General features: G+C 40.1%; 33 protein-coding genes and 1 pseudogene. 12 read left to right on the top strand and 22 right to left on the bottom strand.

Features of this window, described 5'->3' with window-relative positions; all coding sequences use genetic code 11:
• Positions 1-453: 453 nt before the first annotated feature.
• The 4 genes from DEAC_RS07245 to DEAC_RS07230 all read right to left on the bottom strand — a co-directional run bounded on the left by DEAC_RS07245 (position 454) and on the right by DEAC_RS07230 (position 3,203).
• Positions 454-711, bottom strand: coding sequence for a hypothetical protein (locus DEAC_RS07245; protein ID WP_083995957.1), 258 nt, complete (start codon positions 709-711; stop codon positions 454-456).
• A gap of 112 nt (positions 712-823) precedes the next feature.
• On the bottom strand, positions 824-1,735 hold the full coding sequence (locus DEAC_RS07240; RefSeq protein WP_047809338.1) for a DMT family transporter: 912 nt from the start codon (positions 1,733-1,735) through the stop codon (positions 824-826).
• Between the two features lie 130 nt (positions 1,736-1,865).
• Positions 1,866-2,756: a hypothetical protein gene (locus tag DEAC_RS07235; protein ID WP_047809337.1), complete on the bottom strand. Its 891-nt coding sequence runs from the start codon at positions 2,754-2,756 to the stop codon at positions 1,866-1,868.
• 57 nt (positions 2,757-2,813) lie between these two features.
• A complete protein-coding gene (locus tag DEAC_RS07230; protein WP_047809336.1) occupies positions 2,814-3,203 on the bottom strand; it encodes a c-type cytochrome in 390 nt (129 codons plus the stop codon).
• 261 nt (positions 3,204-3,464) lie between these two features.
• Between DEAC_RS07230 and DEAC_RS07225 the strand changes: the two are divergent.
• Positions 3,465-3,924, top strand: a pseudogene (locus DEAC_RS07225) (spore coat protein).
• Between the two features lie 160 nt (positions 3,925-4,084).
• Here the strand turns inward: DEAC_RS07225 and DEAC_RS07220 are convergent.
• From DEAC_RS07220 to DEAC_RS07175, 10 genes are all read right to left on the bottom strand, one after another.
• The gene (locus DEAC_RS07220) at positions 4,085-4,228 is read right to left on the bottom strand and encodes a LysM peptidoglycan-binding domain-containing protein (protein WP_047809335.1); all 144 of its coding nucleotides are present in this window, start codon (positions 4,226-4,228) and stop codon (positions 4,085-4,087) included.
• 104 nt (positions 4,229-4,332) lie between these two features.
• Entirely contained in the window at positions 4,333-4,650 is a 318-nt protein-coding gene (locus tag DEAC_RS07215; protein WP_242847094.1) for an ArsR/SmtB family transcription factor, read from the bottom strand.
• Between the two features lie 209 nt (positions 4,651-4,859).
• On the bottom strand, positions 4,860-6,323 hold the full coding sequence (locus tag DEAC_RS07210) for an FMN-binding glutamate synthase family protein (protein WP_047809334.1): 1,464 nt from the start codon (positions 6,321-6,323) through the stop codon (positions 4,860-4,862).
• Positions 6,324-6,630: 307 nt separating this feature from the next.
• Complete coding sequence (locus DEAC_RS07205; RefSeq protein ID WP_047809333.1) at positions 6,631-6,963, bottom strand: DUF190 domain-containing protein; 333 nt, start codon at positions 6,961-6,963, stop codon at positions 6,631-6,633.
• A gap of 28 nt (positions 6,964-6,991) precedes the next feature.
• Positions 6,992-7,363 (bottom strand): fluoride efflux transporter CrcB, encoded by a 372-nt coding sequence (crcB, locus tag DEAC_RS07200; RefSeq protein WP_047809452.1) that lies wholly within the window; start codon positions 7,361-7,363, stop codon positions 6,992-6,994.
• 299 nt (positions 7,364-7,662) lie between these two features.
• Positions 7,663-8,067 (bottom strand): cobalamin B12-binding domain-containing protein, encoded by a 405-nt coding sequence (locus tag DEAC_RS07195; protein ID WP_242847093.1) that lies wholly within the window; start codon positions 8,065-8,067, stop codon positions 7,663-7,665.
• 20 nt (positions 8,068-8,087) lie between these two features.
• On the bottom strand, positions 8,088-9,848 hold the full coding sequence (locus tag DEAC_RS07190) for an acyl-CoA mutase large subunit family protein (RefSeq protein WP_047809332.1): 1,761 nt from the start codon (positions 9,846-9,848) through the stop codon (positions 8,088-8,090).
• 15 nt (positions 9,849-9,863) lie between these two features.
• Positions 9,864-10,811 carry a methylmalonyl Co-A mutase-associated GTPase MeaB gene (gene meaB / locus DEAC_RS07185; protein WP_047809450.1) on the bottom strand — a complete coding sequence of 316 codons (948 nt, stop codon included), beginning with the start codon at positions 10,809-10,811 and terminating at the stop codon, positions 9,864-9,866.
• A 49-nt stretch (positions 10,812-10,860) separates the two neighbouring features.
• On the bottom strand, positions 10,861-11,607 hold the full coding sequence (gene fabG / locus DEAC_RS07180; protein WP_047809331.1) for a 3-oxoacyl-ACP reductase FabG: 747 nt from the start codon (positions 11,605-11,607) through the stop codon (positions 10,861-10,863).
• A gap of 53 nt (positions 11,608-11,660) precedes the next feature.
• Positions 11,661-12,962: an MFS transporter gene (locus tag DEAC_RS07175; protein ID WP_047809330.1), complete on the bottom strand. Its 1,302-nt coding sequence runs from the start codon at positions 12,960-12,962 to the stop codon at positions 11,661-11,663.
• Between DEAC_RS07175 and DEAC_RS07170 the strand changes: the two genes are divergently transcribed.
• Positions 12,947-13,180, top strand: coding sequence for a hypothetical protein (locus tag DEAC_RS07170; RefSeq protein WP_047809329.1), 234 nt, complete (start codon positions 12,947-12,949; stop codon positions 13,178-13,180). The two genes, DEAC_RS07175 and DEAC_RS07170, sit on opposite strands and share 16 nt — an antisense overlap.
• Here the strand turns inward: DEAC_RS07170 and DEAC_RS07165 are convergent.
• The 7 genes from DEAC_RS07165 to DEAC_RS07135 form a co-directional block, all read right to left on the bottom strand.
• Positions 13,170-14,933 carry a sigma-54 interaction domain-containing protein gene (locus DEAC_RS07165; RefSeq protein WP_047809328.1) on the bottom strand — a complete coding sequence of 588 codons (1,764 nt, stop codon included), beginning with the start codon at positions 14,931-14,933 and terminating at the stop codon, positions 13,170-13,172. The genes DEAC_RS07170 and DEAC_RS07165 overlap by 11 nt on opposite strands.
• Before the next feature lie 659 nt (positions 14,934-15,592).
• Complete coding sequence (locus tag DEAC_RS07160; protein WP_207642579.1) at positions 15,593-16,312, bottom strand: DUF421 domain-containing protein; 720 nt, start codon at positions 16,310-16,312, stop codon at positions 15,593-15,595.
• Positions 16,313-16,602: 290 nt separating this feature from the next.
• The gene (locus DEAC_RS23820) at positions 16,603-16,863 is read right to left on the bottom strand and encodes a hypothetical protein (protein WP_047809327.1); all 261 of its coding nucleotides are present in this window, start codon (positions 16,861-16,863) and stop codon (positions 16,603-16,605) included.
• A 195-nt stretch (positions 16,864-17,058) separates the two neighbouring features.
• Entirely contained in the window at positions 17,059-17,307 is a 249-nt protein-coding gene (locus DEAC_RS07150; RefSeq protein WP_047809326.1) for a type II toxin-antitoxin system RelE family toxin, read from the bottom strand.
• Positions 17,291-17,551: a hypothetical protein gene (locus DEAC_RS07145; RefSeq protein ID WP_047809325.1), complete on the bottom strand. Its 261-nt coding sequence runs from the start codon at positions 17,549-17,551 to the stop codon at positions 17,291-17,293. The genes DEAC_RS07150 and DEAC_RS07145 overlap by 17 nt, the downstream gene beginning before the upstream one ends.
• Before the next feature lie 57 nt (positions 17,552-17,608).
• Complete coding sequence (locus DEAC_RS23735; RefSeq protein WP_047809324.1) at positions 17,609-17,809, bottom strand: phospholipase D-like domain-containing protein; 201 nt, start codon at positions 17,807-17,809, stop codon at positions 17,609-17,611.
• A 200-nt stretch (positions 17,810-18,009) separates the two neighbouring features.
• On the bottom strand, positions 18,010-18,219 hold the full coding sequence (locus tag DEAC_RS07135; protein ID WP_047809323.1) for a hypothetical protein: 210 nt from the start codon (positions 18,217-18,219) through the stop codon (positions 18,010-18,012).
• A 990-nt stretch (positions 18,220-19,209) separates the two neighbouring features.
• Here DEAC_RS07135 and DEAC_RS07130 point away from each other — a divergent pair.
• Complete coding sequence (locus DEAC_RS07130) at positions 19,210-19,473, top strand: hypothetical protein (RefSeq protein WP_047809322.1); 264 nt, start codon at positions 19,210-19,212, stop codon at positions 19,471-19,473.
• A 710-nt stretch (positions 19,474-20,183) separates the two neighbouring features.
• Here DEAC_RS07130 and DEAC_RS07120 read toward each other — a convergent pair.
• Positions 20,184-20,447 (bottom strand): hypothetical protein, encoded by a 264-nt coding sequence (locus tag DEAC_RS07120; RefSeq protein ID WP_047809320.1) that lies wholly within the window; start codon positions 20,445-20,447, stop codon positions 20,184-20,186.
• Between the two features lie 197 nt (positions 20,448-20,644).
• Here DEAC_RS07120 and DEAC_RS07115 point away from each other — a divergent pair, with 197 nt between their 5' ends.
• The 9 genes from DEAC_RS07115 (at position 20,645) to DEAC_RS07080 (ending at position 25,555) form a co-directional block, all read left to right on the top strand.
• Positions 20,645-20,863: a helix-turn-helix transcriptional regulator gene (locus DEAC_RS07115; RefSeq protein ID WP_053006318.1), complete on the top strand. Its 219-nt coding sequence runs from the start codon at positions 20,645-20,647 to the stop codon at positions 20,861-20,863.
• 177 nt (positions 20,864-21,040) lie between these two features.
• Complete coding sequence (locus DEAC_RS07110) at positions 21,041-21,298, top strand: hypothetical protein (RefSeq protein ID WP_152671363.1); 258 nt, start codon at positions 21,041-21,043, stop codon at positions 21,296-21,298.
• Between the two features lie 156 nt (positions 21,299-21,454).
• On the top strand, positions 21,455-22,813 hold the full coding sequence (locus DEAC_RS07105) for an FtsK/SpoIIIE domain-containing protein (protein ID WP_053006317.1): 1,359 nt from the start codon (positions 21,455-21,457) through the stop codon (positions 22,811-22,813).
• Positions 22,779-23,417 (top strand): hypothetical protein, encoded by a 639-nt coding sequence (locus tag DEAC_RS07100; RefSeq protein WP_047809318.1) that lies wholly within the window; start codon positions 22,779-22,781, stop codon positions 23,415-23,417. The genes DEAC_RS07105 and DEAC_RS07100 overlap by 35 nt, the downstream gene beginning before the upstream one ends.
• Positions 23,402-23,644, top strand: coding sequence for a hypothetical protein (locus tag DEAC_RS07095; protein ID WP_047809317.1), 243 nt, complete (start codon positions 23,402-23,404; stop codon positions 23,642-23,644). Before DEAC_RS07100 ends, DEAC_RS07095 begins: the two co-directional genes overlap by 16 nt.
• Before the next feature lie 12 nt (positions 23,645-23,656).
• On the top strand, positions 23,657-24,373 hold the full coding sequence (locus DEAC_RS22105) for a M23 family metallopeptidase (protein ID WP_053006316.1): 717 nt from the start codon (positions 23,657-23,659) through the stop codon (positions 24,371-24,373).
• A gap of 15 nt (positions 24,374-24,388) precedes the next feature.
• The gene (locus DEAC_RS07085; RefSeq protein WP_047809316.1) at positions 24,389-24,703 is read left to right on the top strand and encodes a hypothetical protein; all 315 of its coding nucleotides are present in this window, start codon (positions 24,389-24,391) and stop codon (positions 24,701-24,703) included.
• A complete protein-coding gene (locus DEAC_RS24510; RefSeq protein ID WP_282434439.1) occupies positions 24,703-24,837 on the top strand; it encodes a hypothetical protein in 135 nt (44 codons plus the stop codon). The genes DEAC_RS07085 and DEAC_RS24510 overlap by 1 nt, the downstream gene beginning before the upstream one ends.
• A 1-nt stretch (position 24,838) precedes the next feature.
• Positions 24,839-25,555 carry a hypothetical protein gene (locus DEAC_RS07080; protein WP_047809315.1) on the top strand — a complete coding sequence of 239 codons (717 nt, stop codon included), beginning with the start codon at positions 24,839-24,841 and terminating at the stop codon, positions 25,553-25,555.
• The last annotated feature ends 30 nt before the right edge of the window (positions 25,556-25,585 follow it).

The raw sequence follows: 25,585 nt of genomic DNA, 5'->3' as shown, positions 1-25,585 counted from the left end.
TTTCTCCCCCATCGAAGCAAGGTATGAGAACCATTCCCACATTTATTTGTATAATCATCATAACTCAAATCCAAAGTATGGAAAATAGTTAATTTCTCCTGACCATTAAATGTTTTGAGTTACATATCTTTACTATAGGCTGCTAAACTGAAATTAAGCTGAAGTGAACTCGTTCAGCTAAAGCTGAACATCGAGACTTCGGTGGCCCACACCGAAGCAGAATACGGGAGACCCACTCCCACTTATAGAAGTGGGAGCCGAAACAACGGGGCCGTGAGAAACTAAGTTTCAACACGGCCCCGTTTTACGATTGGGTAAATTGTCAACAATCAGCCTAACCGCTTGTTTTGTAGAATACTATTACATATATGGCCTATGAATTCGCAAAAAACTAAGGGGTATCGCAAGGCGATACCCCTTAGTTTTTTGCAAGGCGCTGCTCTTCCTTATGTACTATCCAAGTTTGTTGTCAGGCAATAAATCTTTAAAATTCTCGGCAAACTGCATGGCAACTGTTTGTACTTCCGCCAGCTTTTCCGGTTTTAGCAAAGCAATCATTCTAGGAATAAACTGCATAATATCATCCTGTGTCAAATTGCCTTCCGCCAGCTTCTTAAAGTTTTCGGCAAGTAAAACTTTTGCTTCTTCTACCTTTTCAGCTTGAACTCTTTCTAAAATAAAACTCAAAAATTGTTCCTGTCCGTTATTCATAGTAACCTCCATCAAGTTTATAACATTCCATAGTATACCACAATTTAATCATGTAAAACTTATCATGCTGCAATATTGAGCAGGCACCTTCCTTATTTTAATCTGGGATATTTTACAATTTTGCTTCTTTTACGGATATAGTCATTATTTTATGAGGCCAAGCAGCTAAAACAGCTCCTAATAAGACACAGGCGGCGCCAATACTTTGAGTAAAATTCAAATATTCACCCAAGAAAATATAAGCTAAACCCACAGTTAACACTGGCTCTAGCGTACTGACAATTGAGGCTGTTGTCGGTCCAACTTTCTGAAGTCCCCAAAAAAACGTTAAGATTGCTATAATGGTTGATAAAATTGCGATCCCCAAAATGTCCATCCACGTTATAGCAGCGATATTCCATGTAAATCCCTGAATCAAACCCGTTATCCCATAAGTTACACACGCTGCACTTGTAATGATTGCAGAGCTGAGCAACGGGCTAACCGAATTTATTATGCGATTACTTGTTAGAATATAGATCGAATAAATTGCCGCCGCACCCAAAGAACAGAAGATTCCGAGTAAATTCAAGCCTTCAAAGCTTACTCCTAAAACAAGAATTAAACCCAAAATGGAAAAAAGTAAACCGCTGACTTTACTAATAGATAGTCTTTCCTGTTTAGTTGCTAAAGCCAAGATTGTCACCAAAACAGGATATACATAAAAAATAAGAGAAGCCATGGAACTTGGTATGAATTTTACCGCTGAAATATATAACCCGGCTTGCCCTGCATAAACGACACCACCAAGTAACCAAAGTCTAAAGAAATCGCGTTTAGTTAAATGCTTTATACTTTTTCCCAAAATAACTAAACTCCAAAAGGCTATCGCTCCAATAAAAAACCGAACAAACAGAACCGTTGCCAAATTTGCTCCGCCTGCAAAAACAAATTTACCAAAAATTGGATAGAAAGCAAAGCCTAATGCTGAAATAATAATTGCAGCAATTCCACCACCGTGCCCTTTACCCCTCACGTTATTCATTTTGCCACCTCAGTATTTAGTTTTCATCAAATTATACTACCATATATTATTGGGTGATGACAATTTAATATCTAAAAAATCCGAGAATACACACGTTTTCTTAAACTTCTGATCGTCCAAAATGAATTAATCACCCATACTGCCCGCCCTGTAAGGGTTCTTCTTTATCAGCCGAAATGATAGGGTCTAAGTAGACAAGGCCTCCCCATATTGCCAGATCACAAAAAAGGAGTGGGGCTAATCCAGGAGCACCATAAAATACTCTTCTCCAACTAAATCCTCCTGACACATCTGCCGAAAGGTGAAGAATAAAACCCAATAAACCAATTAACATACTCAGTACCATGGTTATAGCCAAAAGCCTTGAAGTCATTTTATCTGTGGAAGAAAACGCCTGAAGGAAAACAACACTTGCAGCAAAAAATCCTATATAAACAGGAAACCATGTGTAGAAATTGCCGAATCGAGTACTGGCATGATCGAAAAAGGCTACTAGGGCCGTAGCAAAAAACCAGAAGCCTGTGGCCATGAGCAGCCAACGTGTTTTTTGCGTCAGTCCATATCTTTTTAATCTTGGGCGATCATCCATCCCAGTAATAGCACCAATAATCCCCAGAGCTATGAAGGCCAAAGGGGCGAAAACAGGATTACCACCTACCAATTTAGTTAGGCTAAAGGAATTACCACCTATTACACCCGTGAAATGAAAGATAAACCCCAGTACTCCAATACAAATACCAAGCAAATTAAGCCCCATATGCAGACTATTTATAATGCCTGGCTTTGGTTTAAACAAGAGAAGAAGAGCTGCAATAGCTGCAAGCGGACAAAATACAACTGGAATCCATTCGTAAACTGGCGAAAAAGCATCCGCTGCATGGGCAATCGTAACATCTAAAAATACAATCAAATAATTCAGTACAAGAAAAAGTAAAATTAAACGAGTTTTTGCAATCGAAAGCTTAATTGGCTCTTTAGTTATCCATTTGTAAGAGAAGACTGATGCTATATTTGATTTCAAAACTCATTCTTCCTTTCAACTTTTCTACATTCCAGCTATGTTCAACTACACACATTTTTACTTTTTAAGTGCAGCTACATAATCGCCAATAGCTTTAATTTGAGGATCACTTAATTGTCCTTGAAAACCTGGCATACCTCCCTTACCCGATTTAACGATAGTCTGAACCTTGGCTGAGTCGGACCAACTACCTATATTAAGGGCAGGTCCGCTCGCCCCGGAACCGTTAGAGCCATGACAGGCTGAGCAATAAGTGTTATATAAATTTACACCGCTTACTTGAGTCGTGCTGGAAGACGTGGAAGATGTATTTGAGGAAGGAGTTTGATTCGACTGGTTAGACGGGGGAGTTTCAGCGGGCTGAATTGACCGTGTTAATACTACTACAGCAATAATTGTTACCGCGATGGAAATAATTAAGTTTCTCCAGGCTTTTGTTTGAAGCATTTCTTCACCAACCCTTTTTAAAGTTCTTCTCTATAAAATTAGATCATCTCCCTAGGTGCTTGCCCGCTAGCTCATAATTATGCATCATCAATACATCAATAACGATCCAAATACTTTATTTATATAAATTGCACCAAATTAATCCAGATTATGCTATAAAATTCAAAAGTTGTAGGATGGGGAATTAGAATAAAAGTCTAATACTTTTGAAACACTTAATACTATGATGAAAATAATACGATTGAGCGAGGGGGTTAACAAATGCAATTAGCAGCCCATGAGGCCCATGACCTACATGAATTAACACTCAGCTGTGTAAACTCAATTACGAATATGGCTTTTTTTCTTAGTCAACCCTCCAGGTTCCTCCCTTAAACAATACCCTGCCAAATTATACTCAATCACAAGCAGACGACCAATCTGTGACTCCAAGGACTCAGGTAAGTTCGCTAAATGACAGGGAGATAGCGACGTCTTATATGTTAACGTTAAAAAGAGCTGGCCGTGTGAATATGCTTGGTCTGCAATGGAAACGAGTAATCCGGGGGTACGTGCCTTTTTAGAGGATGCATTTAAAATGTCATCCCATCATGCCTATGACGTTTGGCAATGGATGGTCAAAAAAGGATATTATCCTTTGGAGGCTGCCGATCAAACCGTAATGCATACCCTTGGACAAATGTATAATGTTGTCCAAGGTCCGGCAGCAACTTTACAGTGAACTCGTTCGGCTAAAGCTGAACATTTTGGATAAAACAAAAACACGAATAAGCACTCTCATTTGAGAGTGCTTAAAGTTTACTACCATCTTTTGGATCTTCGAACCATACCTCTTTTTGCTAGGCAATGCGCCTTGTCTCGATTCTTGTCCCTTTTGTTAATTAGCGAACTCTAATTTTTTCGCCAGGGTAGATCCGGTTAGGATTACAAATTTGAGGATTTAATGCCATTAATCGATGAACGTGTGTCCCATAATTCTTAGCAATTATATGAAGCGTTTCGCCTCTGCGTACATAATGATACATTTCAAATTCCCTCCTCATAATGATTACGCTCCATAATATTCCATCAGCAATTTGTTCGGTGTTTGACCGGGTTTGCCCTTTTTTTCTTATTTCCTGCATATGTCTTACTTAGTAGTCGTATGCTCATTAATATGTTCAAGCCCTTGGCTATACAAACCTAAAACGTGTTCATCGTCCAAAGCATAATAAACCATTTTTCCCTCACGACGAAATTTTACCAGCTTATTGCCACGCAACACACGTAATTGATGCGAGGTTGCCGATGGACTTAGGTTTAAGAGTTCTGCTAAATCGCAGACGCATAATTCTGCTTCGGCAAGAGCATCAATAATTCTTACTCGCGTCGGATCAGCCAAAGTTTTAAACAATTCGGCTAAATCTTCTGCCTGCACATGAAGAATGAGTTTATTGTCCGAATTCAATCCTATTCACTCCTAATGATCAAAAATATCTGCTTAATAATTATAGCATTTACAAGCAAGTTGATTTGCAACGATACGTCAACGATAACTATATGGCTAAAAAAAGAGCATATTAATGTACAAAAAAAGCTGTGTATGGACACAGCTTGCAATTATTAACGTACCATCATAATATCAATTTTATCAGCCGGCACTATTATAAATTTAGACTAGTACGCTTTCTTGATTCCTGTTAATTGACTGGAAAAGTCGTCAAGGGCGACTAAATCTTTAGGGCTCAGGTCATGAAGAGATGTTTTGCCCAAGCTGCGCAAAACTTGTTCCATTTCTACAACCATCGAACGCAAAACATTAGCAACCCTCTCAGCACTTACCCCTATATCCAACTTATGGTTATATTTTGACACATAGCTTACAAGAGTTGTCGGGGGTTCCCAGGGTAAAACCTTCTTATGTTGTTTATTGACCATAGCGTATAAAGGGAGGGTCCCAAGATAAATAGCATCAGCGCCCAGTGCGATGGCTTTAAGACAACTTCCGGGATTGAAATATCCGCCTGCTACAATCAGGCTAACTTGGTTTCTTACTCTTTGATCGTTCAAATATCTAACTGCCCGAACTAAGGCATGCAGGCTTGGAATTCCAAAGTCATCTTGAATCGTCGGATTTGAGGTTAATGCACCACCCTGCGCACCGTCAATTGCAATAACATCAACCCCATATTCCAAAGCCTTTGCCAACTCTTCTTCTATTTTTTCAGTTGCCATCATTTTAATTCCAATAGGAATACCCTGAGCTCTTTGACGAATCTTACTAAAAAAAGTTGACCAATCATTTTTACTCCGTATGCCAGGAGGTGCCGGCATTCGACTTATACCTTCATTCCGAGATAACCCCATGAGTCTTCGAGCCTTTCCTTTGATTTCCTCCGGAGCAACATAATAGGCTCCCATTTGTGCCCCTTGTCCAACTTGGATTTCTAACATGTCTGCAGCCAAAATTTCCTCGTCTTTTCGTAACCCCCATGGCCAATTGGAAATTTGCAGAATATATTTACCTGCTTCCCGCCGCTCTTCTTCTAAGTACGGACCTTCACCGGAACAGATTGCAGTACCGACCGTTTTTGCTCCTCTGGCCAGGGCCCTTTTGGCTTTTTCACTTAAAGCTATACCGTATGCCATCCCAGAAATAATCAACGGAATTGGCAATATTAACGGTTTACTGGCCTTCTTACCAATCACAACCTCCATATCGATCTTTGTATTACCGGGCTTAGAAAGATCAGTAAGCTGTGGTGGTATGAACATTATATTATCGTAACCATCAAACTTTTTAGGCGTTCCTATTGGTCTTGTAATAGCAGTCCCCTGAGTCGCTCTAAGGTTGATTTCCATGATGTTATGGATATCTGCACGTTTAATAGCTGTCCACAACTCCATAATATTTTGGTTATATTCATCTGTTGTTATTGTGGTAACCGCATCCGCAATCTTTTTCTGAATCCGCTTACGTAAAAGAGGCTGCACAGATAAAGCCGCTAGTGGTAATGCAGCTAACATTATTCTCCGATTTCTAGTTTTTGTTTTTCTTGTTTCGTTTCGATGTTCTATTGCATACCCAGTCGCTATTAACGCCGACAAGGAACCCAAAACCTTAAGTCTATTAGCTTTCATTTTTAGTACCTCCTTGAAAGTAAAAATTCAGCGAGCCAAATATTAAAACACCAAAGCGGCTTTACTATTTCTTATGATCGCAGCACTCTCTTAGCCAGCAATAGTTTTATTTTGCATTTGACTAAACCAGCCATTAAATTGAACGATTACTGTTAGAGTTTGCCCCCAATCAGTTGTCCTATTCGTCTTAGTTTCTTTCCAGGCAACAGAAACGGCGATATGATTTTAATCATATCGCCGCTAACCTGGAACAGTTCCCTTCGTTGTTCGGGTTCTGTTTGATAATCGAAGGAGCATGCTAATCGCCTTATTCTTGTTTACTTCCATATTTATGAACCTGGATATCTAAAGAAAAAACTAAACCTTTCGGAACGATTGAACATATTTGAGGAATTAGAGGATCAATTTTCTCAGCTAAGTCAACAATTTCCAAGATAATGGGCAGATCAGAAGACAATTCCAAGAGGCGTGCAGTATGAAGTACCTTATCCTGTCCATAACCTTCGATTCCTCGACTGACCGTGACACCTCCAACCCCTTTTTCTTTGAGCCAAAGGACTAAATACTGATAGAGAGGTTTGTTCTTATATCGTTCACTTTCTCCCAAATATACTTTCAGCAATTTCGCTTTCCCCAACATATTTAGAGTCCCTCCTTTTGTATGAAATTTATAAAATCCGAGCTAAGCCAACTCCTAAGGCGGCCGCAGCGAATCCAACAGTTACAGTTAAAAGAGTATAAAGCGCTGCTGTGAGTAAACTACCTCCTTCCAGTAACATAATCGCTTCATAACTAAATGTTGAAAAAGTCGTGTAGGCACCAAGAAACCCAACGCCAATACCAAGGCGCAATAATGGACTTAGGGTTAATCTTTCAATGAATAAAATATTCAAGAATCCCAATAAAAACGCACCAGTTACGTTGATAATAAACGTACCTAATGGAAAACCATGACTCCACTTAGTAGATACCCATAAGCCGAGACTATAGCGCGACAATGCCCCTAGAGCGCCTCCTAAAGCTATGACAAAAATATTCAACAGTTTTGCTCCTTCCTTAAAAACCAAAAAGACTCCTACTGAAAAAGTTTCAGTAGGAGCCATCAGCGTTATGCAATAGCGAGCCCCATCGCAAGTAAGGTTAATCAAACCCAACTCATTGTCTATGATAACCGAAAATGCCCATTTAAGCAAGTGAAGATATTTCCGCCAAGCCAGCCAGAAAAAAAGGTCGGCTAAATGCTGCCATATCCCTTTGACAAAACGTATCTCCTCGTTATTTGTCATCATACTATTTGTAAGCTTGCTCCAACATTTTCTTATCTTAAAGTCAGTAAACCTTACCCAACAGTATTAGCGGCATTTTTCACGACGGTTACCAATTCCTCCCTTTTCGTGCCGCTAACGCAAACATCATAAAAGCCCATGTCCTTAAGAATTTTAACATCATTTGGCGGAATGACTCCCCCAATGACAAAGGCAATACTTTTATCAATGCCTTTGTGTTTCGCTAATTCCAAGAGGTGTTTTCCTGTACGCAAATGAGCGCCCGATAGTGAGCTGACACCAATAATTTGTACATCTTCTTCTATCGCTGCTCTGAGTGCATTTTCTGCAGTGGTGTTGCCCATATAGACAACTTCCATACCTTCTTCCTTTAAAATGGTACTCACGACGATGATTCCGCGATTATGTGTCTCGGGTCCGAGGCAACACATTAAAACTTTAATTTTCCTATCTTCCAACGATTGTCCACCCCTTTCACTTAAAATACACTGGGTCGTTTCCAAAGGCCAAATACTTCTTTGAAAATCTTCCATTGTTCACCAACCGTACAACCTGCTCGAGCACAATTCACAGTATATTCCATGACGTTCTTACCCTCTCTGCAAGCGATCCTTAATTCATTAAGAGCCTTTTCAACCTCATCACTATTTCTATTCTTTCTGTGATCCTCAAGACGTTGTAATTGTCTGGCCTCACATTCCTCAGGATAATGGAAGGCTTCAAAATCTTCTCCTTCACCACTTTTTTGGTAATTATGACCGACAATTTTAATTTCACCTTTTTCGATTCGCATTTGCTCTTTATACATATAATTGTATATTTTCCGGCTGAGATAGCCGTTGGCAATAGCTTCCACATAGCCCCCTTGGTTTTCAATCTCTGTGATCTCGGCTAAGATTTTCTCTTCCATCTGATTGGTCAAAGCCTCTACGTAATAAGAACCTCCCAATGGATCAACAACAGCGGTAACTCCTGTTTCATGTTCAATAATTTGTTGTGTCCGTAAAGAAAGCAGGGATGCTTCCTCGGAAGGAACCGAAATTGCCTCGTCATACGAATCGACATGCAAAGACTGGACTCCGCCAAGAACAGCAGCCAGCGCCTCAAAAGCCGATCGAATAGCATTGTTATAGGGCTCTTCCCTGACTAAGCTTATACCGGAAGTCTGTAGATGACACCTCATCCAGGTTGAGCGATCGTTCTTAGCATTATACTTATACTTAAGGATTCTGTACCATAGTCTCCTCATCGCCCGTAGTCTGGAGACCTCCTCGAAGATATCCATCCCTCCAGACCAGAAGAAGGCTAATCTCTCAGCTGCCCAATCCACTTCATAACCGCGGCGGATCATTTCATCCAAGATTGCCATCCCGTGAGTTGCTGCTACAGCCATCTCTGTAACGCCGGATGTCCCAAATTCTCGGAAATTGTAACCATTAAGCGTAATGAAATTCCATTTTGGCACATTCTTACGGATGAATTCAATATTGTCACACTCAATCCGGAAACAATCTTTAGGTGGAATATATTCAGAAGAATTACGAACGAGTTCTTCCAGCGTCAGATCATTTTGTGAACTGCCTTTAAGTTGATCCCAAGGTACCCCTCTTTTTTCGGCCATGACCAAATACATCGGAAAGAGGCAGGCAGTATTGGAAGGGTAGTGCGTAACGATGGAGGAGGTTTCTTTCGCAATATCAATCCCTTCATAAAGCAATTCCCAGTCATGAACATGGTTGACACTGACTCCACAGGATCCAACGGAACCTTGTGCCATTGGGTCGTCACAATCATACATTTGAATCGTTGGCATATCAAAAAGAAGATTAATTCCTGTAGCTCCGTGATTCAGCAAATACCTTATTCGGGCGTTCGTGTCCTCTGGACCGCCGAAACCGACCAATTGACGTTGGGTAAAGGTCCGGCCGCGATACATATTACTGTGAATTCCCCGAGTAAACGGAGCTTCGCCCGGATTTCCCAGTTGTTCACCGTAATCCGTATTGGCAATATTCAATGGAGTATAGATCATTTCCCGTGGAATTTCAGAACCCAGAACTGTAAGAGGAATATTACTCCAATTTTCAAGATCCTTAGGTTTAACCCTTTCCTTTTTCCATTGATTAAGACTTTCTTGAACTTTGGCGAGATAAGTTGGGTCATAGACTTGACAATTATCAGTTTCCTTCATAGTCTCTTTAAGTATCTCTAACGTTGTTTTCTGTTGCTTACTTTGCATAATTATTCACCTTCCTCAATGTGTATTGGTAAAAAGCAATTGCAGAATTTCATCCGCGGCATGATAAGGATTTAAATTCTCCTCTCGAACTCTTTTTAAAATAGCTTTAACTTCGTCAACTTCTAGAAAACTTTTATGCAAGTGGTTCTTCAAGCCTTCTTCTATAGCACCATAGCAGGCATGTTCACGCTGCAGATAGATCTGTTGTTCTTTTAATCCCGATTGACATAAAAATGTTCTGTGTCTGTGAATGGCTTCATAGAGGTCTGAAATCCCTCGGTCATTAAGTGCTTCCGTCAAGACAATTTCCGGAGTCCAGTCACTTTCTTTCTTTAAATAGAGCATCATTTGCAGGTCATCAACAACATCTCGAGCACCTGGAAGATCAGCTTTATTAACGACTAACACATCGGCAATTTCTAAGATCCCAGCTTTTAAAGCCTGCATCTGATCGCCCAGTCCCGGAACAGAAACAACAATCTTTGTGTCAGCATAACGAATGATATCTGCTTCCATTTGACCCACTCCTACGGTTTCGACGATTATAATCTCTTCCCCATAGGCATCCATCAGTTTAATAATTTCACTTAACCTAGGGGCCAAACCGCCTAGAGCACCACGGGTGGCTAAACTCCGCAAGTATACACCGTCATCTTTATAAGCCCACTCCATTCGCACTCGATCCCCCAAAAAGGCTCCTCCGCTAAAAATACTGCTAGGGTCTACACAGAGCACACCAACACTATAATCTTCACTTCGAAAATTACGAATCAATTTATCAACTAAGGTGCTTTTTCCAGCGCCGGGAGGACCAGTAACCCCGAGAACATAAGCTTTGCCGGTCAGGGGATAAATTGCCTTCATAATATCGAGCGATTTAGGGCTATCGTTCTCGACCATCGTGATTAGCTTACTAAGAGCTATGCGATCTTTTTGGATTAAGCGTCCAATAAGTTTTTCCATCTCTGCATCTCCAATAACATAACTTTGCAAATAGGCGTTTGCATGATCTCTAAATAAAATACCCGCCATTGATATCGATAACTGCACCTGTCATGTAGGATGCAGAATCAGCCGCGACAAAGGCAACGACATCAGCAATTTCAGCCGGTTCCGCCAAACGGCCGGCAGGAATCTTGGCAATGAGTGCCTGAAGTTGTTCTTCAGGATATTTCATCATCATGTCCGTTTTAATATAGCCAGGGGCCAGTGCATTACAGGTAATTCCTTGGGACATATTCTCAACAGCTGTAACTTTAGTTAAGCCGATTAAACCCGATTTTGTTGACGCATAATACCCTGTTCCAAAGATACCTAGTCTAGCCGTAAGCGATGAGATATTGACAATTCGGCCATAATTATTTTGTCTCATACTAGGCAATACAGCTTTAGTACAGATGAAAGGCCCGGTAAGATTTACATTCATTACTGCATTCCAATTCTGTATATTGCCTTTATGGATCAAACCATCTCGATTAATACCGGCATTGTTAACAAGGATATCGATCCGTCCGAAACGTGTTATGATTTCCCCAACCATCTCATTGACTTCACTTTCTTGAGTCACGTCCGCAAGAAAAACCTCAGCGTCTGTTCCCATTTTACGAAGTTCTAAGACAGTCTCATGGGCTTTTACCTCATTCAGGGAGATTTCGTTAATTGCGAGTTTAGCCCCCTCATTTGCTAAGGCGAAAGCAATTGCTTTTCCTAATCCCTGACCGCTGCCTGTTACTAGAGCAACTCTATCTTTAATTTTCATAGATTACCTTCCTTTCAACTATTTCAAATTACCTCGAATAATTCACGAGTCCCTTAATCCACAACTTGTTTTCCGGAAACAAAGAACGCACACACGAAGATTCCAATAATCGATAAGATGATCGCGACACTCAAGGCATAGACCCAAGATCCTGTTGCATTAACGATAAATCCTGTAACGATCGGCGCAATAATGCCGGCAATAGTCCCAAAGGTATTCATTATGCCGGATATTAAGCCTGCATTTTTGGGCCCAAGATCAATAGGGAGCGCCCAGAAAGATGAAAAATTCATAGATAGGAAGGAGACTGCGAGGGTAATCCACAAAACAGCCATTCCTCCGGTTGCTGCCATCGCCCCAAGGTAAAGGAATAAAGCGCTCCCTCCAAAGGCAGCGTACATAATATACTTGCGAGCACGGGTTACACCGATTTTAGGTATCATGCGATCTGAAATATACCCAGCCAAGTTTGTTATTATGAAGGCTCCAAGATATGGCATCATTCCGTAAATACCCATTTTTAAGATGCTAAAATGACGGGCCATAACAAGATATCCTGGAAGCCAGGTTAAATAAAGATACCAAGAATAGTTCTGAAAAAAGTAATTGATAGCTAAAGCCCAAACAGGACCTGATCTCAGGACAGCACTCATGTTGTTAGAATGCTCTTTCTTAGCCCCATGCCCCGCCCCAATTAGCTCTAATTCCTCTTGATTGACTTTAGGGTGATCTGCCGGACGATCTTTGGCATACCATAACCAGAAAAAAGTCCAGATAAGGCCTAACAGACCTGCAAAATAAAAGACTGCCGGCCAGCCGAAAGTGTTAATTATCCAGGCACTAATTGGCACTGAAACGGCTAGGCTTAAAGCCATTCCTGATAAATTCCAAGCTTGCGAACGTGCTCTTTCTTTAACAGGCACCCAATTGGAAGCCATAGCCGTTTCCGCAGGAAATGTCACAGCTTCGCCAAACCCCATAAATGCTCTGACGATCCATAAGCTGTTTAGACCTCTAGCAAAGGGTGTAGCTGCAGTAAATATTGACCACCAGGCTACACCCGCTGCTAATACTCGTTTGCCGCCAATTTTATCCGCTATCCATCCAGCAGGGATTTGCAAAACTAGATAACCTACAAAAAAAGCTGAAAGAATCGAGCCCCATTGGGCAGTATTCCAACCATGTTCCTTCATAATCGTTACAGAAGCTACGGAAAGGTTGGCTCTATCCATATAGGCAATGACAATACTTAAAAAGGTTAGGATTACAATGTTAGTACGAACTCTAGTGGGTTTTGTTTCCTTGGCTTTAGACGCAGCATCCTTCGGATATGGTTTTAATGGCAGTTCATTCAAGTAGTTTCACCCCCAAAAAATTTTCATCTTTAGAGCGCGCTCAGCAAAATCTATTGCAAAAAGCGCGCCAGTATATTCTTAATATTCAGATAATAAATAGTGCACTTATTGCTGCATTTTCCCGGCAATTGAAACAAACAAAAAAAATTAGCGATGCCTCATTGCATCGCTTTAGCTCTTTTTACAGGAAAATTCCTGATGCTCTGACTAATCAGTGATGCTTCTTGGCATCACTGAACTTTGGTTTTCATAAAATTTCAGCTTTCGAACAACGGTAGATTGATTAATACCTAACATCGAAGCAGCTTTCCTTGTACTCTTGGTCAAATGATAGGCTTGTAAGATCATTTTCTTCTCTGTTTCGGCTAAGGCATCTTTTAAAAGACTAAGCGGAGGCGAATCTAAAGCAGTTGTTTCTTTGGAACCATTAAATAAGGAAGGTTCGATCCATTCATCAGGGCTTAAAATCACCATTCGTTCAATGCTATTTTCTAGTTCCCGAATGTTTCCCGGCCAATCGTGCTCAGTAAAAGCTTGCATGAGTTCAGGAGGAATTTTACGATTAAGGTTATATTTCTTAGAAAATTTTCGAATGAAGTACTCCACTAACATAGGAATATCAGTTACACGTTCACGGAGAGGCGGAACATAAATATTTACAACATTTAAGCGATAGAAAAGATCCTGCCGAAACGTTCCCTCTTTAACCATTTGTTCTAAATTTCGGTTTGTCGCTGTGATCAGCCGTACATCAACAGGAATGCTCCGCGTCCCACCCAGGCGGGTAATCTCCTTCTCTTGGATCACTCTTAATAACTTAACTTGAAGGTCAAGAGGAAGTTCACCTACTTCATCGAGGAATAAGGTTCCATTTAAAGCAAGTTCAAAGATTCCAGGTTTTCCCTTCTTTGAGGCCCCTGTGAAGGCTCCTTCTTCATAGCCAAATAGTTCAGACTCTATCAGACTTGGTGAGAGAGCTCCACAATTGATTTTAATGAAAGGTCCAGTAGATCGTTTGCTTGCTTCACGAATCATCCGTGTTATAATTTCCTTGCCTACGCCCGATTCCCCAGTAATTAATACATTTGTATCCACTCGCGCCACGCGAATGGATAATTCCACTACTTTTCGGATTTCAGGGCTATTAAAGATAAAGCCGTCCTCAAGTGCTTTTATTTTTAAGCGGGATAGTTCAGAGCGATAGGTATCCATCTCTTGAGAAAATTTATGAAGATTTCGTCTTAAGGAATTTAGTTCAGTGAGGTCTCGTATATTGGCAATTACACGTACTACCTTGCCATTAGTATTTAAAACGGGGGTCCCTGTAAACAGAATTTCTCTACCATTAATTTCTTGAATCATAGTAGAAGAGTGAAGGGTTTGGAGTACTTTGGATGTGACAAGTTCCGATAAGTAACCATTTGTTACAAGTTCTGTTACAGATCGTCCTGTAAAATTCTCTTCAAGGGGAATACCAAGCATTAATCGGTAGGCCTTGTTCATGCGGATTATGCAGCCTTTACCATCTGTAATTACTAAACCATCAGCCGAAGAATCGATCAAGGCGCTGAGTTCGCTATTCAGCTCTTGAACAGAATGTAATTGGTGAGAGACCAATTCTAGGTCAGTAATATCTATAAAAGAGCCTACTGCTCCGGTTATTTGTCGATTAATTATAATAGGAGTGCGATTGGTTAATACTGTTTTATCTCCAATCTGCATCTTAACTCCATATTGGGGCTTAGCACTATATAAAACATCTTTGATCTTAGACAAAGGAATAAGTTCATTAACATCACGCCCAATAATTTCTTCCCCGCATACCATAAATTTCTTGGCAGTTTCGTTGATAAACGTTATTTTCCCATTTATATCAACAGCGATGATTCCACTATGGATTGAGTCAAGCACAGCTCGAAGTTCATTCATAAGAATTCTTAGATTCTTACCCTCAGTACTTTCATAGCCCATTAAAGTTCCCCCAATCATAAAGTATAGAATCCCGTGCCTCCAATGATGAAGAAGCCATCACCTTGTAACGTTTACAAGGGATGGCTTTCTGTTTTTATCATCATTTTTCCTGCATTATCTCGTTATTTATTCTCGCTTTATTATCCTATAGAATTAGAATTCTTAGACCCTTATCTACCCGTTCCCAAGAATCCAAGAAAGTTTATCTACTTTAAGGCCCGCTCCAAGAATGGATCAGGTGGATTTGAATCTGATATCTACCTTTTATATATTCTAAGTGTAACTCGCTGATATGAGTATCCTATGAAAAAGTTACAAATATAGAACTTCCCTTACCATTATATGTCTCGATCCTTGAATTTTTAATAATCCAACTTCATTCGTTCCTGACCCTTCTCTAAGAAATACATTTCAACTATCTAATTGAAAGATTATATTAGAGTTTGCCCTCAATTAGTTGTCCTATTCGTCTTTGTTTCTAAGCCTGTAACTTTGATTTTGGAGAAGAAATCGCCTCATCTGTCCATGCCTGATTCTTACTTGAGACAATGGGGTTAACTCCTTTCCTGATAGATTATAATTATCCTTTTCCAGGCAACAAAAACGGCAATATGATTCTAATCACATCGCCGCTTAACCTTAAACCATACAAAATAACATCATGGAGTTGAAATATTTCCCCTTCTATGTAAATCCGCAATAACTTCACCTTGCGAATTTACCGCTAAATATAATACATCCTCAAATGAGTTAGCGCCTATTTTGTTAATTTGTTCCTGTATCCATGCCTCATCATGCTTTGTACTCTTTAATTTATCATGATCAATTTCTCCATCGACGATAATTTCCACAAAGGGGCCTTGTCCTTCCGGCGAAAGATCAGGCCCCTCTACTAGATCGATTTTTGACACTGATTGATATTCCTGTTTTGGGAGAATGCTTAAATTTCCTGTTGGTTCCAAAATAGCATATTCAATATCCGAATAAGAAAAATAGCCCTTTTCCCGCAATAGCATCATGAGGACATCTAGATTAACCTTTGTTTTTCTCAAGTTTTTTCGAAACATAATTCCTTTACGGATAAGCACAATCGGTTCACCATTAGCAATTCTGCGGAATAGCCGGTATTTAAGAGCAAGTATTGCTGCTAAGACAGAGACTATTGCAAAGAGAATAAGGGTATAACAAGAGAAAAACCAATCCTGAATAGTTCGGGCCGCAATCATATTAGCTGCAAGATTTCCCATAGCTGCTCCTGCTACCCAATTAAAAAAAGTCAACTGCGTCAATTGTGTGCTTCCAATAAAACGCACTAAAATTAACAACACCAAAAATGTGACTATCGTACTAATTGATAAAAGTCCCCACAATAGTATCATACTTTTTATAGGCGTCCTTCCCTGCGTAACATGTTTAACCTTATGAAGCTTTTTGCACGGAATACTCAACATTTACCGATCCCCACAGATTAGGATTGGTCAAGTAAACTTTATCTAATTCACTATGACTCTCATTAATCTTAACATCATAGATGTGAGGAGTTTCTCCATTGACTCTACTATTCTCATAAGAAGAATTTATTATGCAACAAAGCTATGGTGAATGGCGCATGGGGCTTAGCCCATTCTTACTTAGAATAAGAGCTCTTCATTAAAGGTAGAAAAGCTAATTACATGTGTTCTAATTCATCTAAACTGGAACCGCTGCGAATCTTTTGTCCATGGATATGTATTGGTTCTGCTACTGGGTATTTTGATCCAGTGATGAATACATCAATATCTCGGTATTTCCCTGCAAACTCCTTTTCGATACCTTCATAAAACATCTGATGCATTGTGAGGATATCTATTTCGGTTATAGTTCTATTGTTAAGCAGCGTGAACATTCGCAATGTTTGGGCTGCCAAGCCACATGATGCTTTTTTCGGCACTACCAAAACTCAAGAGGTTGATACTTCCATACCACACAATCCTTTGGTCAATCACTACATATTTCTGCACTCGCGTTCTTGTCGTTGAAATCTCCAATCGTCCGGGTTATCACGATTACTCTCACTTTATCTTTCTGCGGCGAGAAGACTCCCAGTATGCGTTACAAATATAAAAGACCCTCTTCAGGTCTCTTATTATCTCTTATAAACTTCTCCACGAGGAGCAATTTTGATAATACTAATTAATATGTTTTCATCATCTTTGCTAAATACTACTCTGTAATTACCTACTCTCAATCTGTAGTCATCAATATTTCCTTGCAGTTTTTTCACATCCCCAAACGGAAGTTGGTTTATTGCATTAATGATTCTAACTTGAGTATTTCTATCTAATTTTTTTAAGTATTTAAGACAATCTTTTTCATACCTAATTTTGTATTTCATCTTTGGTTATCCCCAATTCTTGTAGAAGTTCATCTTGGTCAATAAATTGACCTTTTGCTTTTACTTCATCAAGATGGGACTGTTCTTCCGCTGTGATAAATTCATGTTCGGACTCATTAATTTCATCCCATTTCTTTTGGCTTTCTCTATCCTTTAAAAACTCCGCTAAATCGATAATTGTTTTAATATTTTCAGGTTTTAACTCATCTTTTAAAATCTGCTCAATCTTTTGCGCTAAAGTCATACCGAATCCCTCCTTAAATTTTACTTTCGTTCCATTTACAATTACTTACATATTATATCATAAATAAATTGAAGATCTATTAAGAATACTCATTATTAATTCGTTAGCAATGTTTGGGCTATCAAGTCGCATGATACTTTCTTCAGCACTACCAAAACTCAAAAGATTGATACTCCATTCTCCGATCGTCAAGCCGTTTTGGACTCTTTCTTTTATTCGCTGTTCCCAGAGCTGCAGAGTTTTAGCTGTGGATTTCAACCTAAAAACCTCCCATCTGATCACTTGTCCTTAGTGTATCAGATGGGAGGTTGGGCTACACGACGGTGTTTGTTCCATCGCTTACATTCTTAAATCTATTTACCAGCATAAACAACTTGAGATAGATGACAACATCAGGAATATACACAAAGAAAATGACGCAAAAAAGAGACCCGCCTAACTTCCGATTAGACGAGCCACTATGTTTTAAAAGGTTTGTTGGGCATTTGTTGGGCATACAAACCAGTTATTTCAGCTATTTCATCAATACTCGTGCCTTTAAGCAGTAGCTTCTTGGCAGTTGCCATTTTTCCTCGAGCATATGACCGACGAAGGAGGGAATTCGCGTGCACAGGACCCGCAGTTATTTTTCGCGAAGCATGAGCGATAAAATAACTAACAGACCGCATTCCTGCGATTGAGGGGCCACCGTGTGCTTATGCCCTCGTACTTCGGTTCGGTACCACAGCATACCCCCCCGCTCGGATATATTGCCGGAGAGGTCCCCACCCGTAACTGCGGGCTTAGCGCAGTTAGCTAGCCGAGGCTACGTGGTAAGACCCTCTGCGCGGAGATAATAATTAGTGGACGACGGTTCAAAAGGTCCACCACAATCCCTGCTATCCTGTGTGATATACCCCATATTGATTAAAGCTTTCAATATTCCCTAAGCTTTTTCAACCTAAGTCCTAACCTATCCATGATTTTCTTTACATTTTGTCTGTGCATACTTGTCTGAATGAAATGTAGAGCAGTTAACAACTTTATTTTTTCTGCCTCTTGTTCACCGGTCGGAAATATTGCTGACCCTCGCGAAATATTATTAATGACCCACTGGATACATGTCCGCCATCGTTCGCTTGTTAAAGGGGGACTGTAGCAACAATGATTCCCATCATCATTACCTTTGATATTTTTGTATGTTTACTAATATTGCTGTTACATTAATGGAGTTATCTTATGTTAAAATAACAATTCACAAAAACAGTAGAGAATGACTAGCTTTTGCTCCGGGGACCATTCTACGTTCCACAAACTGCAATAAAGAGCGTCCTCTTTTTCGAAATCCCTATGTATATATATTATTAGCAACACAAATCAGTCATGCAAAATAGAATTAGAAAGGATGATCATATTGTCAGAAGAACCAAGGTAAACACCTAAGCAGGAACCCTCTGGTTTATGACGAAAATATCAAATAAATACCACAATATGTATAGGAGTGGTCTCATGGAGCAAACAACGGTTGCATCTAGTTCGAAAAAAGGTAGAATGCTCGAAATGTTTATGTCAACCGCTTATACCGGCGAACAAAACCCTTACGACAAAAAGGACTTATTCAATTAAGCAAAGCTTCTAAAATAATTGCGACATGGGACATTAAGCTTGGTGAATTTAAAGTGTCCGAAAAACTTTCTCCTTCAGAAAAACAAATGGCAAGGAAATTTTCCGAACTACCAAACTTAGCTGAACAACAACACCAAGTTAGAGCAAAGAGCACGACCACCCGAATTGATCCTAAAAGGATCATTATTCGGGAAGAGGTAGAGAAAGTGTTAAGTAAAATCTCGAATTCCAAATTGACAAAAGAGCTGTTAGAGGAATGGATAAGTACGCTGGGCGATAGGTATGTTGCATTATTGTATGACACTGGGAAACCCTGATCATTTTGCTGATGACTTTTATGGTTATACATTTTAGCCATAAGCTATGTTAAGGACATTATGCTAGATTTAAACGACCAACGGGTTCTAGACCTGCTGCTGGAACCACACCATAAGGCTTATTGGGATCGATATGATGATCATACACTTCTTAGAATGCTCAAAATTGTGCCATTGAAGGCACAAAGAGAGGGGAATCTTGTTACCATCACTCAATCTAATCAAGTGGTGTTTGAACATTTGTGCGATGAGGCATATTTATTCGCTCAAAAGTATTTTACTTACAGCTTCATAATTCAGCCTCGTACCGAGCTACTTAACGTAAAAATGATAATGAACTATAAAAAAACACCTTACTGAATTGATTTCAATAAGATGTTTTAACCTTCATTTGACCGCCACTTGACCGACTACTTAGAGAAACTTAGGGTATTTTACGGGTTTTTAATTAATTTTTGTCCAACCCCCAAATAATAAAAAACCCGCAAAATCCGCTTGCTGTGCGGTTTTCACAGATTTCACTAAATCTTAAATTGGTCGGAGCGACACGATTTGAACGTGCGACCTCTACCACCCCAAGGTAATTTCTTGCGTTACGCAATATAGCATAAGAGTTGCCAGTGTGTCGGGATTTCCTTCATTGTCACTACGGCCCTTATTTATTGCGTTTAGATAAACATACACATACATATACATATCCTACAAATGAATTATGATAAACTGTTGGGCATTTTGTTGGGCATACTTCCATGCTCAAGCCCAAGATTATAAGCTACTTCTATCTTTATTCTTTTAGCCAAGCAAGTTGATGCCTCGTATTCTAAAAATAGCTTTTTACCCTCCGGACCAAGAAAGTCCATTATTCTTTGTCCGAGTTTGATTGCCTTATTTAGATGTTCTTGGTATTCGGTATATTCCTTAGAATTTTCAAGAGCTATCTCATAAAGGTTTTCTTCTGTGTTAGACTCACCCATTTGCTTTATCCTCCCTTTACCAAATAGGACTTTAGTCCCGAGCCGCTATTTACTTCGCTAATTGAAGCAAGTTTACCATTTTCGATAGGTCGAAATCCACAAAACGATGTCGAGAGAGTTGTTAAGTTTTATTAGTATATACCCATATTTTAAGACAAAAGGACCATGTTTTTATCCAGAAGGAATTCAAAGGAAAGATGTGGAAGAATTCTTTTGGTGATGTGATGGGAGCGAATCGAATAAAGCAAATACGTAAGAAACAAAAGGTTACCCAAAAAGAACTTTCAGAGATGAGCGGGATAGCCCAAAGTGAGTTGAGTTTGATCGAGAACAACAAAAAGACCTGTAATGTAGAGACTGCTAAGAAAATAGCTAAAGCCTTGGGGTTCTCAGTGGAACATGTTTGGCCAGACTAATTAAGAAAATATTAGTTCTGGCCAAAATTTTTTTTGCTCTTTTTTAGTCATAAATATTAGTCTTCACTAATATTCTATACCACACAGTAACACACCAAGCGCCCTAAAAACACCTAGTATCATACAGTGTACTACGCGCCATGGACAAAACTTTGTGGAGGTGAAGTTATGAATATTATGCAGAGAAATTCAGAACTCTGTCCAATTGTACGAAGAAGGAGAACATTTTGGGACGACCCCGGCATAGCTAAAAAACTGGATGCGATCCCTGAAGGCGAACGGGGCGTGGTCATCAGGATGGCCCTAAGGAGTTATTTCAACATTAATCCTGGAGCAACCCCTCCCCCTGATTCGGCGCAGGGAAATGCCGAACAGCTTCGAGCGATTTTTCAGCAGATTCTCGCTACCGATGTTAGCAATCGGTCTCAGTCGTAACAGCGGTTCCCTTGTTTCTCCTTTAACCCTCTTCTTCTGATTATTTTTAGTAGTATTTATGCATGTTTGAGAGCTTGTTTTGGTCAAATCTATTTGACCAGTTGTTTGACTAGTCAGTTGACCAGTTAGTTGACCATCCTGAAGGCGGTGAATAACTTGGACCTGGGACTCGGCAAGGTTATCTCTGAGACGCGAGAACAAATCCTCTATGCCGTAAATCATTTACCAAAAAACTCAATTCCGGCTGCATTCGAGGACTCAATAAAGATTATCTGGCGACACGAGGACATGGTTCCTATGATTATCGAGAAGAAACTACTTACCATAAATGGAATGCCATATCTAGAACAAAAATTAAGTAAGCGCGAAAAACTTCGTCAATCTACCGAGTTTATTAAAAAATTCTTTGGAAATGAACCATTAGAAACCGAGAGAAACGAAGGTTGGTTTTTTATTATTCACATTCCGCCGGGAATTAGGTATACGGATTTTCTCAAGGAACAACAGAGATTTGCGGATGCGGTAATGGGTTCTTGTCTCATCGAGCGAGAGGGAAAGGCAATCAAAGTATGGCTTTCCAATCTGCAGCTTAAGACGATGTACCATTATCAATTCGATCCCAATGAGTACCAAGATCATTATCTGCCTGTACCTTTCGGCATCAGCTCTAGGGGTCCAATTATCAAGGATATAGCTGATACTCACTGGTTCTTTGCAGGTGAAACTCGTTACGGTAAATCAAACCTAATTCATTGCATTGTTTATAGCCTTCTTTTGGCCAGCTCAAAGAATAAGCAAAAATCCTATATCTGCATCGTTGACTTAAAAAGAATTGAATTTCCGGAGTTTGATGAATGGGCTTGGAGGGTAACGGATATTAAGGGAGCCGTATTTATGCTCTTAAAGATTACCGAAGAAATTAAAAGGAGAGAAGGTTTATTCGCTAAGGCTCGCGTTAGAAAAATTCAGGACTATATTTACAAAGGTTATGAGTTGCCGTTTATCGTCTTGGTTATAGACGAACTTCATAGGCTTCAAGATACTGCAAGTCAAGAAATGCTTAAAACCATCCTTGCTGTAGGTGCTGGATTTGGGGTAATTGTAATCGGATCTACCCAGAGACCCAGCAGCACTATATTTGAAAAAGTAAAATTCGGTGATCTAAAGGCTAACTTTGACGGTAAAGTATCTTTCAGGGCATCAACTTCTACTGACTCACAAATAATACTCGACAACCCTTCGGCCTCTTATCTACCCAATATCAAAGGCAGAGCAATATTTCAATGGGATTGCGAGGTCGAAATGCAAACATTCTATTTTCCATTAAGCCCAAAAGAAGAGCCTCAGCTTAATAAACTTCTTGCCGAATTAGGACAACCGCGTTTTGTAGTAAAAAGGAGTGAGCCAAGCGATGTTAAACCACAAAAAGGGTTATTACCGGGACCAAAAAATACTCGCGCTCCTGGAGGACCGTTACTGCTTGACGACAGATCAAATTCGTATTTCGGTTTTTAAAATGCAAAAAAATGATGATATGTGTTATCGTCGTCTACGAGTCTTATCCGGAAATGGCATTAAGAAGAAGCAGAAAACACCTAGAATTAAACGAGATAGATTTTCCAAATATGAACCTTACTTCTACTGGCCTGCTGACATGAAGCGCCCCGATCAAATAGAGCATCGAATAGGGGTTAACTGGCTATATGTATGGTTTGAGAACTGGGCTACAAGAACTGGCGCAGAATTAAAATTTAAAGGCGAGCCAAAGGAATACGAGCCATTTGTCCGGCCTGATGCATTTGTGTCTCTACGCTCTTCAGTTAAACCTCATTTATTCTTCGGAGAGTTCCACCGACACGAAAGTGGTAATGAATTCGATAAGATGCCCAAGTACACATCTCTTTTCCAAAATATCATAGAGTTGAAAGCTCAAGGAATTAGGCCCTACTGGTGGGTAGAGTTGCGAGATCAGAAAATACCCACGCTAACAGTAATTACTACCGGACCCAAGAAACCCATACTTAAGCGATTAGTCAACGAAAATCCACTCGGCATTCCTTACGAATTATTAACCCTTGATGAATTGAAAGAGAGGTGTGTGCAATGGGCGCAGCCGTAGTTGAAGTCTTTGGACCAGGTAAACCAGGTTTTATTGTAACACTACTTCTAGCCCTAACCATTGGAGAGTTCTTGGTTGAGCAAACATTCCATTCCACAAATCGTAATGATCGAATACCGTTCCTCAAGGCCGGATCGGGAATAGCAGCAGTATTAATACTCCTTACTTATCTAGGAATTCTAATTGGCAAGTATGTAACATGGTCAACTAAAGGCACCTTAAACTAGGAGGTGACGATCATGGCCTGGCTGACTGAGATTTTCATAATAATCATCGGTGGAATGTTTGGATATTACACCCTTATTGCCTTGGGTAATAAACATCGAGCCCAAATGGTGAAGGTTTTCTTAATTCTTATGGTATCTATATCAACTCTGCAACACGCAGGTCCTGCTGTCGCCAGAATGGGTGTACATTATAACGAAGTACGAGACGATGTCCAAAGCCTAACTAATGCCATCAATTCTGTAGGTGATGCACGAAATAAATTAAACGAAGTAACTGGCAACATAGGAAATTCCTCTATTGTAAACTTTGGCTCAAATCCAAAACTACCAGCAAAATCCTTAGCCGAAATGTTTACTGGCGGACATCTTGAATGGCCCATATCCGGGAAAGTTGTGATATCACAAAGCTTTAGCCCTCCCGATCATCATGGGATCGATATAGCGACGCCCGAAAGGACTTCCGTTATGGCAGCCCGTGACGGTTGGGTACGAGAGACCGGGGTAGATCCATCCGGGATTTATGGAAACTATGTAATGATTGACCACGGTGGCGGTTGGCAAACGCTTTATGCCCATTGCTCGGAACTTAAAACAAAACAAGGCAAGAATGTTTTTGCCAAAGATGTAATCGCATTATCCGGAGATACTGGAAACTCCACCGGCCCGCATCTACATTTTGAGGTCCGCTTTGGTGGTAAGACAGTTGATCCAATGGCGTATTTGAAGTAGCGAGGAGGATTGAATATGCGAGTGAAAATTAACAGCGTTCCTATAATTGATGAACAAGAGAGGTTGTTCCTTGAGATCAAGAAGAATTTTGCCCGGATCATTGAAGAGTACAGAAGAAAGCACTGGTTCAAGGAGTTAATTTCCGAGTTCACTGGCGGCGAGAATCTAATAGATATGGACAGGATTAGGGCTCTGCTTTGGTACTGGAAGCTCATATTTCTGCTCAAATCCTTACGAATATCCCTCATTTTCTTGAAGCCAGATCTAGAAACCGCCGAAAGACTAATATATGTATTAGAAGAATTGCGGGATAGATTGGAGGCTGAATGATGGAAATCGACATGGATGAAATGATTTTCTATATAGCTAAAATAACCGGCATTCACTTCATCTTGGTCGCTTCCGTTCTGGATGCAGAGGAAATGTTCCTGCAGTCAAAAGGTTTATTAGAAGGAGGTCGATAATATGTTCTTAGTCCTCAAAAAGTCCTCTATCAAGCGTACTCTTGCCCTCTCTATTCTGATGATCATTGCAGGCTTCGCCCTAGCTAACCCTCTCCAAGCAAGTGCAGCCTCTCAAGTAGTTTACCTCTACCCCTACCAAACAAATAACCCCGTTCAACCAAGCGGACTCTTATGGTGGGAATCACATCCAGAACTCGGAGCGTACACAATGGCCCAGTGGGATAGATTGCTAGGTGCGCAACTAAAAGTGATTGCAGTACCAGAAGATCACGGTTATATCCTAGCCAAGAACTTTCAAAGTGGTATGCTTGGCAATAATATCGGTAATTGGGTTGTTTACAAACTACGGAAGAGGATTCAGGACAAAATGAAGCCTGGGGAAACGCCTAAGCAACAGCCGGTAACAGATGATCCCTTTGTCTATAAGCGCAAGGTCGGGAATACAACTGAAGAGATTAAGATCCCAAAGTCAATTATCAATGATCACTTCAAAGATAATGACAACTTTGATAAGTTCATGGATACCGTAAAACGGCACTTAACCGATAACGAACTGATTAGGGATGTTAATAAGAAAGAGGCACCGTTGCCCGAGGATAAGATAACAGTTCCGGATCAGCCCCATGATCAGCAGCAATTGCATGCGGCAGGAAATGCACTTATGCTCGGTGGAGTCCTCTTGATGATTCTGAAATTAGCGCCCTTATTGGCCTTGTAAAGTCGAAAAACCATTAAGAATGTCACAAAG

It is taken from the genome of Desulfosporosinus acididurans, assembly GCF_001029285.1.
Classification (GTDB): Bacteria; Bacillota; Desulfitobacteriia; order Desulfitobacteriales; family Desulfitobacteriaceae; genus Desulfosporosinus; species Desulfosporosinus acididurans.
Note: the sequence above shows the minus strand (reverse complement) of the source record. Positions and strands in the feature narration are given on the sequence as shown.

What these genes read in the sequence shown, in the direction of transcription:
- DEAC_RS07170 (WP_047809329.1), top strand. Translation starts at nt 12,947, where the DNA reads ATGGCAGTTCATTCAAGTAGTTTCACCCCCAAAAAATTTTCATCTTTA.
- meaB (WP_047809450.1), bottom strand. Translation starts at nt 10,811, where the DNA reads ATGGAAAAACTTATTGGACGCTTAATCCAAAAAGATCGCATAGCTCTT.
- DEAC_RS07150 (WP_047809326.1), bottom strand. Translation starts at nt 17,307, where the DNA reads ATGAAATACAAAATTAGGTATGAAAAAGATTGTCTTAAATACTTAAAA.
- DEAC_RS07190 (WP_047809332.1), bottom strand. Translation starts at nt 9,848, where the DNA reads ATGCAAAGTAAGCAACAGAAAACAACGTTAGAGATACTTAAAGAGACT.
- DEAC_RS07165 (WP_047809328.1), bottom strand. Translation starts at nt 14,933, where the DNA reads ATGGGCTATGAAAGTACTGAGGGTAAGAATCTAAGAATTCTTATGAAT.
- DEAC_RS07115 (WP_053006318.1), top strand. Translation starts at nt 20,645, where the DNA reads ATGTGGAAGAATTCTTTTGGTGATGTGATGGGAGCGAATCGAATAAAG.
- DEAC_RS07095 (WP_047809317.1), top strand. Translation starts at nt 23,402, where the DNA reads ATGGGCGCAGCCGTAGTTGAAGTCTTTGGACCAGGTAAACCAGGTTTT.
- DEAC_RS07085 (WP_047809316.1), top strand. Translation starts at nt 24,389, where the DNA reads ATGCGAGTGAAAATTAACAGCGTTCCTATAATTGATGAACAAGAGAGG.
- DEAC_RS07230 (WP_047809336.1), bottom strand. Translation starts at nt 3,203, where the DNA reads ATGCTTCAAACAAAAGCCTGGAGAAACTTAATTATTTCCATCGCGGTA.
- DEAC_RS07220 (WP_047809335.1), bottom strand. Translation starts at nt 4,228, where the DNA reads ATGTATCATTATGTACGCAGAGGCGAAACGCTTCATATAATTGCTAAG.
- DEAC_RS07110 (WP_152671363.1), top strand. Translation starts at nt 21,041, where the DNA reads ATGCAGAGAAATTCAGAACTCTGTCCAATTGTACGAAGAAGGAGAACA.
- DEAC_RS07145 (WP_047809325.1), bottom strand. Translation starts at nt 17,551, where the DNA reads ATGACTTTAGCGCAAAAGATTGAGCAGATTTTAAAAGATGAGTTAAAA.
- fabG (WP_047809331.1), bottom strand. Translation starts at nt 11,607, where the DNA reads ATGAAAATTAAAGATAGAGTTGCTCTAGTAACAGGCAGCGGTCAGGGA.
- DEAC_RS07160 (WP_207642579.1), bottom strand. Translation starts at nt 16,312, where the DNA reads ATGATACTATTGTGGGGACTTTTATCAATTAGTACGATAGTCACATTT.
- DEAC_RS07120 (WP_047809320.1), bottom strand. Translation starts at nt 20,447, where the DNA reads ATGGGTGAGTCTAACACAGAAGAAAACCTTTATGAGATAGCTCTTGAA.
- DEAC_RS07205 (WP_047809333.1), bottom strand. Translation starts at nt 6,963, where the DNA reads ATGTTGGGGAAAGCGAAATTGCTGAAAGTATATTTGGGAGAAAGTGAA.
- DEAC_RS07240 (WP_047809338.1), bottom strand. Translation starts at nt 1,735, where the DNA reads ATGAATAACGTGAGGGGTAAAGGGCACGGTGGTGGAATTGCTGCAATT.
- DEAC_RS22105 (WP_053006316.1), top strand. Translation starts at nt 23,657, where the DNA reads ATGGCCTGGCTGACTGAGATTTTCATAATAATCATCGGTGGAATGTTT.
- DEAC_RS07135 (WP_047809323.1), bottom strand. Translation starts at nt 18,219, where the DNA reads ATGCGGTCTGTTAGTTATTTTATCGCTCATGCTTCGCGAAAAATAACT.
- DEAC_RS07080 (WP_047809315.1), top strand. Translation starts at nt 24,839, where the DNA reads ATGTTCTTAGTCCTCAAAAAGTCCTCTATCAAGCGTACTCTTGCCCTC.
- DEAC_RS07245 (WP_083995957.1), bottom strand. Translation starts at nt 711, where the DNA reads ATGAATAACGGACAGGAACAATTTTTGAGTTTTATTTTAGAAAGAGTT.
- DEAC_RS24510 (WP_282434439.1), top strand. Translation starts at nt 24,703, where the DNA reads ATGGAAATCGACATGGATGAAATGATTTTCTATATAGCTAAAATAACC.
- DEAC_RS07210 (WP_047809334.1), bottom strand. Translation starts at nt 6,323, where the DNA reads ATGAAAGCTAATAGACTTAAGGTTTTGGGTTCCTTGTCGGCGTTAATA.